The organism is Campylobacter rectus, assembly GCF_004803795.1.
In the GTDB taxonomy this organism is placed as follows: Bacteria; Campylobacterota; Campylobacteria; order Campylobacterales; family Campylobacteraceae; genus Campylobacter_A; species Campylobacter_A rectus.
In genome coordinates this window covers 2,301,484-2,313,774 of the sequence record NZ_CP012543.1, presented here as the reverse complement: position 1 = coordinate 2,313,774, position 12,291 = coordinate 2,301,484, and the positions used below count along the sequence as shown (strand labels likewise).

Here is a 12,291-nt window from a genome sequence, read left to right as displayed (position 1 = left end):
ACAATCGTTTTGCTATAATCGGCGTTAAATTTGACTTTAGAAAGCGGCATTTTGGATATATTTTTTATCGAATTTAGAGACCCGATTTTCGGCCTCGTGGTGTTAGTCGCCGCGGTGCTCGTGATCGCCGTTTTTAGCTACGCATGGGGCGTTTTTAAGAGCAAGGACGAAAAGGCGGAGATCGCGGGATTTTTGAAAAAATTCGGCAAATCTCAAGGCCTGAGCGACGAAAGCAGACAGCTTTTGATAAACTCGGGCGCGGATACGACTACGATGTGCTTTTTGGCGGGGACGTTTTCAAAAAGCGGGTATTTTGAAAAGGCTATCAACGTCTATGCCGTGGCCTTAGAACGGGCCAAAAACCGCGCGGCAAAGGAGCAAATTTTTACCGATCTGGGCCAGACTTATTTTAAGGCGGGCTTTCTAGAGCGCGCAAAAAGCGTCTTTTTAGAGGCGCTAAAAATTTCCCCGCGAAATCAAATCGCGCTAAAATCGCTAACGATAATTTTCGAAAAACTAAAAGACTACGAGGGCGCGCTGCAGGCTTTGGACGCGCTGCAAGAGCTTGGCAGCGACGTAAGAGCGCAGACGGCCTACATAAAGGCGCTACAAATTTTAGCGGATAAAAGCAAAGACGAAGCGGCCAAAATAGACGAAATTTTAGCCCTAAAGGACGAATTTGCGCTCGTGCGGCGTATGGCGATGGAGAGGTTAAATTTAAACGGTTCGGGGCTTAAGGATTTTAGCGATTTCCCGCCGTTAGGGGACGTTTTGGATTTAGTTTATTATCAAAACTCGCCCGTAAATTTAACCGATCCCGAGTACAAGAGCCTGTTTTTCGTCAAAGGCATGAGCGACGAGGACGGCGCGCCGCTGGGCTTTGAGCTGGAGGTTTTAAAGAGACTAAAAGCGGCAAACTACGACAAAGCCGCGCTTAGCTTTAACTACGTTTGCAAGAGCTGCAAAAACGCATTTCCGATGCATTTTTACCGCTGTCCGATGTGTAGCGAGCTAGGTAGCGTGCAAATTTTGCCTCACATCACGGAAAAACCGGATGAAAACAGTATGCCTTTTTAGCGACGGCTCGTGTCTGGATAACCCGGGGCCGGGCGGCTGGGCATACATCCTAGAGTACGGCGAGCACAAAAAAACGGCAAGCGGCGGCGAGGCGCACACGACAAACAATCAAATGGAGCTGCGAGCGGCGATCGAGGGGCTAAAAGCGCTCAAACAGCCCTGCCGCGTAAAGCTCTACACCGATAGCTCATACGTCGCAAACGCCGTAAATGCGTGGCTAGAGGGCTGGGTGAAGAAAAACTTTAAAAATGTAAAAAACGTCCCGCTGTGGCAGGAGTATCTGGCCGCTAGCGAGCCGCACGAGGTCGAAGCGATCTGGGTCAAAGGCCACGCCGGACACCCGCAAAACGAGCTTTGCGACGAGATGGCGCGTGAGCAAGCCGTAAAGATAAAAAATAGCTTAAAAGGCGAATAATGCGAAATTTAGAAGAGAAATTAGGATATAAATTTAAAGACGAAAAGCTGCTAAAAACCGCGCTCACGCACAAAAGCGTAAAAGGCGGCGCAAACAACGAAAGGCTCGAGTTTTTGGGCGATGCGGTGATGGATCTGGTGATCGGAGATTATCTTTTTCACAAATTTTCGCGCCTAAGCGAAGGCGATCTAAGCAAACTGCGCGCCGCACTCGTAAATGAAAAAAGCTTCGCCGAGCTGGCTAAATATCTAAATTTAGGCCAGCTCATCAACATCTCGCCGGCCGAGGAGCACAACGGTGGACGACTAAAAGCTTCGATACTCTCGGACGCCTTTGAGGCGCTGATGGGCGCGATATACCTAGAAAGCGGCTTTGACGCCGTGCGTGCAGCTAGCCTAAAAGCCTTTGAGAGATGCTACCCCGATATTAATTTCGACCGCATGGTAAAGGACTACAAAACCGCGCTGCAAGAGCTCACTCAAGCGCGCTTCGCCGAGATACCAAAATACGTGCTGGTAGGCTCAAAAGGCCCCGATCATAAGAAGGAATTTGAGATCGCGCTGATGCTAAACGAGCGAGAGATCTCGCGAGCCGCGGGCAAGAGCAAAAAAGAAGCCGAGCAAAAAGCAGCCAAAACCGCTCTTGAGATTTTAGGAGAGGGCAAGTGAATACCTTTGGACGCAAACTAACGCTAACGACGTTCGGCGAGAGTCATACAGCGGCGATCGGCGGCGTGCTAGACGGCTTTCCCGCAGGCGTGCGTATTGATTTAAATTTTATCCAAAGCGAGCTTGACAAACGAAAACCGGGAGGCTCGAAATTTGCCACGGCAAGGAGCGAAGGCGACCGCGTGGAGATTTTAAGCGGCGTGTTTGAAGGCGTCAGCACGGGCACTCCGATCGGCTTTATCATCCGAAACGAAAATCAAAAATCGGGCGATTATGAAAATTTACGCGAGCTCTTTCGCCCCGGGCACGCCGACTATGCATACTACCGAAAATTCGGCATCCGCGACCACAGGGGCGGCGGACGCAGCTCGGCTAGAGAGACGGCCGTGCGCGTGGCGGGCGGAGCGATAGCTCAAATTTTACTAAACGAGTTTGGCGTCAGCGTGCAAAGCGGCGTGGCTAGCGTGGGCGAAATTTCGTGCGGCGAGCGGTTAGACTTTGATCTCGCGGCGCGCTCGGAGATATTTTCGCTGGGCAATGAAGAGGCGATGAAAGAGGCAATCCTAAAAGCCAAGCAGGAGCACGACAGCGTCGGAGCTAGCGTCGTCACGGTTATCCGCGGCGCACCGGCGGGGCTTGGCGAGGGGCTATACTATAAATTTGACGCGGCAATCGCGGCTGCGATGATGGGCATAAACGGCGTCAAAGCCGTAGAGATCGGCGAGGGCATAAACGCAAGCAAGATGCGCGGCAGCCAAAATAACGACTCGATGAGCGCGGCGTATGCGCACGTAAATTCGGCCGACTCGGCTCACGGCGTAAATTTTAGCCGCGGGGATAACTCTACTCTTGACGATGCGGGCGAGCAGTCAAATTTAAACGGCGGCAAATTCGGCGAATTTAAAAGCGACGCAAGCGAAAATTCGAACGATTCGTCAAATTTGAAAAACGTAAATTTAAATAGCTTTTCGGACGGTAGCTTTACCGAAGCAAGCGAAAATTCGAAGAGCGATTCGCCTGCGAATTTTAAAGTCGCAGATGTAAATTTTGCCGACGGTTCGGGTAAAATTTCAAAAGAAACAAACGGCTTTTTTGGTAGCGCAAGCGACTTTTGCAGTGCGAAAAACGACAAATTCGGCTTTGCATCAAATCATGCGGGCGGAACGCTGGGCGGTATGACGAGCGGGCAGGAGATCGTGATAAAGACGCATTTTAAGCCGACCCCGTCGATATTTTTATCTCAGCCGACGCAAAACGTGCGCGGCGAAGACGTCATATGCGAGCTGCGAGGACGGCACGATCCGTGTATCGGAGTGCGCGGCAGCGTCGTAGCCACCGCGATGGCGAGGCTGGTTACGGCCGATATGATGCTTTTAAATCTAAGCGCAAATCTAGCGAATTTAAAGAAAATTTATGCAGAGATGAGCAAATGAAAAGTTGCGAATAGGGGGATGGCGAGACCTCCCTTAAGGCGAGATCGCCGAAAAATCCGCCGTATTTCATCTGCTTTAAACCAAATTCTATCAAATTTTAAAAATCTTAAAAAACTACAAATTTAATGCGCCTGCCACAAAATCGCTAAAATTTATCTCAAAAAAATAAAAGAGCCAAAAGAGATCGCGTAGATATTTCAAAGCTAAGCAACAAAGGCTCCTTAAAAAGAGCGTTTGGCTTTAGCGAGCCAGTTGTAGTTCTATACGTTTTTGCAGGGCCGGTGCATGGCTCGGACTCCGCGCAGTCTGCTTAAATAACGATCGGCCGGAGCGGCTATATGTTTTTAGCATCGGTTTTTCGGCCGACCTGCATTTTTGACGCGCAACAACTGCCCGGAGCCGTCGCAGACGCTTTCGGATTTAAGCGAGATTACGCTCTTTTGCGTGAGTGCGGCTTTGTTTGCGAGTATCGGCCGAACAAGAAACGCGCGCCGGAGGGCAAGCCTGCGACGTATAGGACGCCGACGCGGTTTATGACTATGTCAGCTTTTGGGCGTAAATTTCAACTCGCGCGAAATAGCGTCATAGACGGCAAGGACGGATACGAGCCGTCAGTCGCCTAAAAAGCAGATAGCCTCCCCGGATACGGCGAGCGAGCGGATCTCGCACGCGATCTGCGAAAACGCTATGAGGCTTTTGGGCGGCGGCGCGGCGGCAAAGGATGTGCACATAAGCGCCACTCTGACATTTTTGCGCATTTTATACCTACTTGCAGGAGATAAAGCTCAAGAAGCCAAAAACCGTCATCTTCATAAAAGATGAGTAAAAGCCCAAGAGGTTATAAGTATAATCGCGGTGCTTTAAGGTGGCGGCGCGGCGGCAAATTTGAGTTAAATTTGAGAAATTCGACTCAAATTTTATGGATTTACGGTAATGTTTTTTAGAAACGACTACCCTAAGCACCGACGCTTTCGGTGTTTGAGAGGATTTATGACTACGGGCTTGAGTTGTTTTGATCCCGCATTTTTAGGTAATTTTATTGCGGTACATCGTAAAATAGCCTCTATGCGTCTTGAGATTTTATTATTTGACGGCTCGAACGGCTTGCTAAATTCGTATCGAGATATCGGACTTTAGGTAAAATAATCCGCTGCCGCTAAATGCTTTGGCTTCGTGTATTTAACTCGACTTTGGATAAAACGATCGGCTGTAGATGATTTTGCAATGATGCGGCCGGTTTTATCGCTTGCATTTTTAGGCGCGCTTGAGTTATGCCGATAAAGCTTTTTATAAGATTTTAAAAAGGGCGAAATTTGGGGTGTTTCGCGTTAGTTTGGTTTTATATTTTAGTCAAATTTAAGGCGTAAAAATATAAACTTTTTATTTTGATAGCCATTAAAATGTATGTTTTAGTGCGGGTTAAATTTTACTCCTTTGGGGTTTGAAATTATAATCGAAGCCAAAGAAAATTTCATAAAGAATTTTGAGGTTAAATTTTACTCCTTTGGGGTTTGAAATTCGGATCGGGCTCTCCGTTTGTTTTGGCTATGGCTATGTTAAATTTTACTCCTTTGGGGTTTGAAATCGCAACCAGCGCCAAGGCTCTATCATCCGTCCTTTGGCGTTAAATTTTACTCCTTTGGGGTTTGAAATACCGCTTTATGCACGGTGTAGTATTGCGAGAGCTAGGTTAAATTTTACTCCTTTGGGGTTTGAAATGCAAATTCAAAAAATTCTTTCGGAGTAGGGCAAAAGTGTTAAATTTTACTCCTTTGGGGTTTGAAATGATGATACTGTTGTATTGTTGCCAGAATTTTGAGCTAGGTTAAATTTTACTCCTTTGGGGTTTGAAATTAAATTCGTTTGCGATGTTTAACGTAGACGCTAGCCGTTAAATTTTACTCCTTTGGGGTTTGAAACACGTTAAAACTAGTTGTCTGAGAATTTTCATAAGAGTTAAATTTTGCTCCGCCGGGGTTTGAAATTTTCAGTTGCTACTTCTTCAAAATCTTTATCAGTGGTTAAATTTTACTCCGTTGGGGTTTGAAATTTATCAAACCGGGATATCTAAGGAGGGCATGGCCTAGTTAAATTTTACTCCTTTGGGGTTTGAAACATCGATGAGGATAGCCATCCTCTTGAAATAGATGTGTTAAATTTTACTCCATTGGAGTTTGAAACGGTATAATGTCGTTTAACATAGCTTTATTGAGGGCGTTAAATTTTACTCCGTTGGGGTTTGAAATGCGCACTAGGGAAGCGATATTGCCCTAGCCAGATCGTTAAATTTTACTCCTTTGGGGTTTGAAACCCGCATGATGATAATACACAGATGGTTCAGGCACCTGATTAAATTTTACTCCGTTGAGAGGATGGATGAAACGCATATCGGCCAAGTATTTCGGGATTACCGCTGCTCTAGCGTGGTTTTTAGCTCCGCCTGTGGTTATTTCGCCTCTTACATCTGCCGCATATAAGGCTTTAAATTCGTTAGCTAATCTTTTTAAAGAAACCTGTTATTTCGTGGCACCGCTTCGCTTGTTTTCTATCTTTATGAGATAGAATTTAAGCCTTGGGAGGTGATGAGCCTATAGCTTTACTTATTTCGCTTAGATTTCCGTAGAGATTATTAAAATTCTGTTGCAAGTGATACGCCTATTGCTGCAAGTAAATTTTAGTATGTCTATGGGGTCGCCGTGGCTTTTGTTATGGTCTAACCGCCAACTGTATGTTTATTATTAAATTAATATCCCTTTCAAGGCGAGGTAAATTTAAAATTTCTACTTTTTAACAAAATAGAAAAGTAGCATTTAAGAAAATAATATAAAATTTTTTAAAAAGTCTTCTTTTCTTAAGTTTTTTGCAAAGAGTAGATTATGCTTATCGCGGACATAATCTACTCCGCCCTTACTTCTCCGCCTATGACGGTTATGCCCCTTTGATCAAAGATCGCTTCTACTCCGCCCGCCCTAATAATCACATTACTTGACGTTATCTCGATCTGGGTGCTACCGACTTGATGTATGATTTGATTGCCGGCATCCACCTCGTAATTTGACTTAATATCCGAAAATTTAGAGTCCGCGACTTCGGTATGCTGAGAGTCGGTGTTTGTGGTTAAATTCGACTTTGATTTTATGTCTATGTAGTTATCGGCCTGAAGAACTATATGCTCCTGAGTATATTCGTTTATTCCCTTTGAGGAGCTTAGCTCATAGCTCCCTTCGATTACGTCTTTTTTATCTTCTTTGACGGTTCGATTCTCGTTTTTATAGATTACGGTATCTAAATTTCCTTTTATTTCGATATTTTTATCGTTTCCTACGTATTCGGAGCTATCTTTACCCACTCTTATTTTACTATCTATGCCTACGTTTAGAGTGTTTGATAGTCCTACTATGGTATCCCTACTAAGGCCTACCGTCGTGAGGTATTCTGCTCCTACGTTTACGTTTTTGGCTAGATCTATAGTCTGCACGTGGGCTTCTTGTATTCTTTCAGTGTAGGTTCCTAGGACTTTTGAGGACTTATCGTTTAGTATGGTTTGGGTAAAATCATGCTGTATCAGTTCGCCGTAATCCTTTTCGGCTTTTAAATAAATATGCTCTTTGTCTTTTAAATTCGAAAAAGTAAATTCATTTCTACCGTTTTCGTTTACGCCTATAGTCTTTGAGCTTATAGTGGTCTGGTGGTAATCGCTCGGTAAATTCGGCAGCTGCGGATTATAGGCATTATATAAACTAGCGCTCACCATCGGCTTATCTATATCGCCTTCCAGAAACGATACTACGACTTCGTCGCCTATCCTAGGTATAGCAAAAAAACCGGAGTTGCTGCTAGCTATAGGCGTCATCACTCTTAAATAAGCGCTATGAGAGTAGTCGTTTGAATTTGTCGGATTGATGTTGTTTTGGCTAAAATTCGTAGAATTATCCACGCTCTCCTGAGAAGCGAAGGCGTTGATTCTTACTTTTACGCGGCCATACTCATCGGTGTGGATAGTATTTTTCTCGTCATCTATGCCGTTGTTGCCTATAACTACGCCCAAAGTCACCTCCGGTGGTCTAGGTTTTGTCTTAAATTTAGGCACATACACGGCGCTAGAAGGAAGCATTATTATTTGATTACTATATGATGTTGAAAAGCTTTTGCCTGCGATAGGGACTATATCGTTGGTATCGAGTCTATTTTCCAGATTTGTCTCGTCTATGAAATTTTGAATAAGAGCTATAATCTTAAAATCAAATTTGGCATCGCTTTTGAGGCTGGACGGATCATAGTTTAAAGATACGCCGCTATTTAATTTTAATCCAAATACGTTGGAATCAGCCACATAAGTATTTAAATTTAAAATAGATCTACGTCTTTTTAACTCCGTGGGGATACTTAAGGACTCTTGCTGCGTAAAAGAGTACTGCCCTAAGTGAAAGTGCGCATTGTATTTGGTTTTCTCGTTTTGTTTGGAATTTACCATATCTAAAACAGTAGGATACATCGTATTTTGCGAAGAATACGAAAAGTTGTTGGTGTTTAAAATTTCGGTTTTATTTATGGCTTTTATGCATTCTTGATTTAGTATATTGTTGATATTCGGATTAAAATTTACTTCTCTAACGTCAGACGGAGCGCTTGAAGCCGCACTACCGCTGTTCGCTTGCTCAAAACCGGAAATATTTAAAGTATCGTAAAAATATATCTTATCATCGTCCTCATAAAAATATATACCGTTGTTAAAACAAATCCTTTGCAAGAAATCCAAATCGCTTTCGTTGTATTGCGAGATATACTCTCTTGCCTCGTAGGAGTTTTTTATATTAGAAAAATCGACCTCTTTTATCGGCGAAGCTTGGTAAAATTTTAAAATTTCCTTAATAACTTCTATCACCGTTTGATCGGTGAAAATCCTGTTTGCGGAATTTATCGAGAGCCTAAACAGAGGAGAGCTCAAAACAAATCTAAAAAAATACTTTTGACCGATAGAATTTTTATTACTCCCGGAATTTGACGTCCCTATATATCCTACTTCCGATATTATCCCGTTATAAACGGATTCGTCGTTACCGCCGCCGCTTGGTAAATTAATAGAGTTTGAGTCGCTTGCGTTTTGTAGCGCTATTTTTTTTATTTTAAGAACGGCTTGCTTGTCTAGAAATTTATATACGTCCAAATCATTAGAAAGGGTAGAATTTAAGCTTTGAAAAAGCGGACTTTCCATACTTTCGCAGTATCCTTCGCACTCTGCAAAAAATATCTCCTCCAGGCTTTCTCTTATCGTAGCTTTTGTTACGGTGAAAATCTGCCCGTTTATAGTCAAATTTGCATACGAAATCGGTTTTTGTGAATCCATGCGTATCATCCCCATACTCTTAATAACTCAAATTTTGCATTCTGTCATGCTTTTAAGTCGATACGACCAACTTAAATTTTAAAATATTTTAAGGTCTTTGACAGCAATACAAAGCATTTTATGATAAAATCAAATTTGTCTCATTTTTAGAAATACATTACAGTTTTTGAATTTACCATACTACATTTATAATTACCGTTTTAAGGGGTGATTATAAATATAGTAAGAGACTTGCAAAAAACAAGTCTCCTAAATTTATAAGCTTAGCTTTTTGAGTTTTCTCTCCAGTCATCGCTTCCGCTGGTTCCAGCCGCAACATGTTCCCACGTTATCTTTCTATAGTTCATAGAAACTTTAAACAATTCCGTCTTATCGTTATTGTTTTTATCTTGGGCATTTGGCATCACGAGGGTTATGTCGGTTATTATCGCGTCTTCTAGTTTAGTAGTAAAATAGTGCTCCGCACCGCCGCTAGTGGATGTTCTAAACCAGTGAACTTCTACGTTGTTTAGTCTCTCTCCGTTAGTTAATGCATTGTAAAGTAGCGGAACCGCTTTATTTAGAGACGATGTGAAAACAAAAGGCTTATGAACTCTTTGTCCTGAAGGTTGACCGCTTTGCGGATCGATTGGGACATTTACTATATGCGAAACTTCCTGCGCCATGATCTCATCTTCGTGTCCTGATTGATAGCGATTACCTATGCTGGTTTCGGTAGATGCTCCGCTTGATATGAGACCTTGTGAAGAACCTTCTATTTTGATATACGCTGGCTGTGCCATTTTTACTCCTTTGAAAAAAATATTCATTATTGTATCCAACGTAAACTTTTATTTTACTTGAATTTCTCATAATTCGCTAACCTCTCTTAAAATTTAAAAAGCTATAATACAAACCGACACTAAAACCAAAGGATAACTAGTGAAATTTATCTTAAGCATATTAGCGGTATTAGCAATAGTATTTTTAGTCGGATGTAGCGCAAAGGATACTAGAGATAATAAACTAAGCAATAGTGAAATAACAAAACTAGGTAAGAAATACGGAGGAGTATATGTGTTTAATAAGAAATTCGAAAAGGAAATAGATGATAGAGAGAGGGAGAGAAAAGAGGCAATAAAAGAATTAAAAGGTAGGGATTTGGGCGATGGACTATATGCCGTAGATACTAAGCTAGTCGATGAAAAATTCCCCCAAACCCTCTCCAATGGTAAAAAATACTATACAAGCACCAGAGCCTATGGCGAAGACTATAACAAGCAAGCCAAACTGCCCGAAATTTATAAAGAAAAGATCATAAATTTCATAGGACAAGAAGATTATAATAAATTTAAACCATCTATGCTCCTTTCATACTTTTATGTAGACGACAATAAAAACATAATTCCAATAGTGGTCTCGGTATATTACACGATAGGATATACTAAATTCGGTTTCTTCGGAGACGAAGGAAGAGGATTTTCTTTATCCAGAAGAGACGTAAAAGACGTAGGCGGAGATAGTGTGTTTTATTTGGAAGATTTAGAACAAAGGTAATATCATGAGTAAAATTTCAAACAAAGACCTAATATCTAAATTTAAAGACTACGCTGATATTGCAGACGCTAGCTACGCTATGCTTCATTGGGTAAATGAAAACGAAGACGACGGATGGTTTGATAAATTTAAAGAAAGAAAACTTATAACATTTAAATTTATTAAATCAATAATAGGAAGAATCTTTAACCCTCTTCCTTTTTTAATAAATCAACCTCTCTTAAAATTTAAAAAGCTATAATACAAACCGACACTAAAACCAAAGGATACCTAGTGAAATTTATCTTAAGCATATTAGCGGTATTAGCAATAGTATTTTTAGTTGGATGTAGCGCAAAGGATACTAGTAGCAACGATATCGGGAAAGCAGAGCTAACCGAGCTATCTAAAAAATATAGCGGAACATACGTATTTAGCAGAAAATTTGAGAGTGAGATAAAGCAGAGAGAGAACATGCGGGATGCAGTTAATAGGCAAATTTTAGATGAAGTATCTCGCATATCAGATAAAGACGAGCGAAATAAAAAGATGAGAAAACTGCTTAAAGAAAGATATTACGGCAACCCAAAAATAGCTCAAACCCTCTCCAATGGCAAACAGTATTATTTAAGAAGTAACTATAGAGGAAAAGTGGTTATACCTGAAGAAGTATCTTTAAAAATCAAAAATTATATCGGAGAAAAAGCATACAAGCACTGCCCTATCGTAATAGAGGAATTTTATATAGACGGTAATGAACAACTACAAGTCATATCGTTAAGCTTGATGTTTTATGTCGGCTACACAAAATTTGGTTTCTTCGGAGACGAAGGAAGGGGATTTTCTTTATCTAAGAAAGATGTTAAAACTTTGCCCGGTAACAATAAAATTTATATAGAAGATTTGGAAAGAAAATAATACTATGAGTAAAATTTCAAACAAAGACCTAATATCCAAATTTAAAGACTACGCTGATATTGTAGATGCTAGCTACGTTATGCTTCATTGGATAAACGAGAATGAAGACGACGGATGGTTTGATAAATTTAAAGAAAGAAAACTTATAACATTTAAATTTATTAAATCAATAATAGGAGGAATCTTTAACCCTCTCCTTTTTTTAATAAATTAACCTCTCTTAAAATTTAAAAAGCTATAATACAAACCGACACTAAAACCAAAGGATAACTAGTGAAATTTATCTTAAGCATATTAGCGGTATTAGCAATAGTATTTTTAGTCGGATGTAGCGCAAAGGATACTAGAGATAATAAACTAAGCAATAGTGAAATAACAAAACTAGGTAAGAAATACGGAGGAGTATATGTGTTTAATAAGAAATTCGAAAAGGAAATAGATGATAGGGAGAAGGAGAGAGAGGCGGTTAATAGGCAAATTTTAGATGAAGTATCTCGCATATCAGATAAAGACGAGCGAAATAAAAAGATGAGAAAACTGCTTAAAGAAAGATATTACGGCAACCCAAAAATAGCCCAAACCCTCTCCAACGGTAAAAAATACTATACGGCCACCAGAGCCTATGGCGAAGACTATAACAAGCAAGCCAAACTGCCCGAAATTTATAAAGAAAAGATCATAAATTTCATAGGACAAGAAGATTATAATAAATTTAAACCATCTATGCTCCTTTCATACTTTTATGTAGACGACAATAAAAACATAATTCCAATAGTGGTCTCGGTATATTACACGATAGGATATACTAAATTCGGTTTCTTCGGAGACGAAGGAAGAGGATTTTCTTTATCCAGAAGAGACGTAAAAGACGTAGGCGGAGATAGTGTGTTTTATTTGGAAGATTTAGAACAAAGGTAA

The 12,291-nt window shown here is 41.2% G+C and carries 12 protein-coding genes and 1 CRISPR repeat array; of the genes, 9 read left to right on the top strand and 3 right to left on the bottom strand.

Features of this window, described 5'->3' with window-relative positions; genetic code table 11:
* Positions 1 to 51: 51 nt before the first annotated feature.
* The 5 genes from CRECT_RS11150 (at position 52) to CRECT_RS11125 (ending at position 4,216) form a co-directional block, all read left to right on the top strand.
* Complete coding sequence (locus tag CRECT_RS11150; protein WP_039888678.1) at positions 52 to 1,077, top strand: tetratricopeptide repeat protein; 1,026 nt, start codon at positions 52 to 54, stop codon at positions 1,075 to 1,077.
* Entirely contained in the window at positions 1,055 to 1,492 is a 438-nt protein-coding gene (gene rnhA, locus CRECT_RS11145; protein WP_002946043.1) for a ribonuclease HI, read from the top strand. The genes CRECT_RS11150 and rnhA overlap by 23 nt, the downstream gene beginning before the upstream one ends.
* On the top strand, positions 1,492 to 2,160 hold the full coding sequence (gene rnc / locus CRECT_RS11140; RefSeq protein WP_002946070.1) for a ribonuclease III: 669 nt from the start codon (positions 1,492 to 1,494) through the stop codon (positions 2,158 to 2,160). The genes rnhA and rnc overlap by 1 nt, the downstream gene beginning before the upstream one ends.
* Complete coding sequence (aroC, locus tag CRECT_RS13120) at positions 2,157 to 3,593, top strand: chorismate synthase (protein ID WP_002946050.1); 1,437 nt, start codon at positions 2,157 to 2,159, stop codon at positions 3,591 to 3,593. Before rnc ends, aroC begins: the two co-directional genes overlap by 4 nt.
* Before the next feature lie 338 nt (positions 3,594 to 3,931).
* Positions 3,932 to 4,216: a hypothetical protein gene (locus CRECT_RS11125; RefSeq protein ID WP_002946061.1), complete on the top strand. Its 285-nt coding sequence runs from the start codon at positions 3,932 to 3,934 to the stop codon at positions 4,214 to 4,216.
* Here CRECT_RS11125 and CRECT_RS11120 read toward each other — a convergent pair.
* From CRECT_RS11120 to CRECT_RS11110, 3 genes are all read right to left on the bottom strand, one after another.
* On the bottom strand, positions 4,205 to 4,351 hold the full coding sequence (locus tag CRECT_RS11120) for a hypothetical protein (protein ID WP_157752404.1): 147 nt from the start codon (positions 4,349 to 4,351) through the stop codon (positions 4,205 to 4,207). The two genes, CRECT_RS11125 and CRECT_RS11120, sit on opposite strands and share 12 nt — an antisense overlap.
* A gap of 660 nt (positions 4,352 to 5,011) precedes the next feature.
* A CRISPR array of direct repeats spans positions 5,012 to 5,904; the repeat unit is 30 nt; unit sequence GTTAAATTTTACTCCTTTGGGGTTTGAAAT.
* Between the two features lie 585 nt (positions 5,905 to 6,489).
* Positions 6,490 to 8,949, bottom strand: a complete 2,460-nt coding sequence (locus tag CRECT_RS11115; RefSeq protein ID WP_157752405.1) for a type VI secretion system Vgr family protein — start codon at positions 8,947 to 8,949, stop codon at positions 6,490 to 6,492.
* A 254-nt stretch (positions 8,950 to 9,203) separates the two neighbouring features.
* Positions 9,204 to 9,722 (bottom strand): Hcp family type VI secretion system effector, encoded by a 519-nt coding sequence (locus tag CRECT_RS11110; protein WP_039888673.1) that lies wholly within the window; start codon positions 9,720 to 9,722, stop codon positions 9,204 to 9,206.
* A gap of 139 nt (positions 9,723 to 9,861) precedes the next feature.
* Here CRECT_RS11110 and CRECT_RS11105 point away from each other — a divergent pair, with 139 nt between their 5' ends.
* The 4 genes from CRECT_RS11105 (at position 9,862) to CRECT_RS11090 (ending at position 12,291) form a co-directional block, all read left to right on the top strand.
* A complete protein-coding gene (locus CRECT_RS11105; RefSeq protein ID WP_171992747.1) occupies positions 9,862 to 10,476 on the top strand; it encodes a tRNA 2-selenouridine synthase in 615 nt (204 codons plus the stop codon).
* A 4-nt stretch (positions 10,477 to 10,480) separates the two neighbouring features.
* Positions 10,481 to 10,717: a hypothetical protein gene (locus tag CRECT_RS11100; protein ID WP_171992746.1), complete on the top strand. Its 237-nt coding sequence runs from the start codon at positions 10,481 to 10,483 to the stop codon at positions 10,715 to 10,717.
* A 32-nt stretch (positions 10,718 to 10,749) separates the two neighbouring features.
* On the top strand, positions 10,750 to 11,373 hold the full coding sequence (locus CRECT_RS11095; protein ID WP_039888875.1) for a hypothetical protein: 624 nt from the start codon (positions 10,750 to 10,752) through the stop codon (positions 11,371 to 11,373).
* A gap of 273 nt (positions 11,374 to 11,646) precedes the next feature.
* Positions 11,647 to 12,291, top strand: coding sequence for a tRNA 2-selenouridine synthase (locus tag CRECT_RS11090; RefSeq protein WP_171992745.1), 645 nt, complete (start codon positions 11,647 to 11,649; stop codon positions 12,289 to 12,291).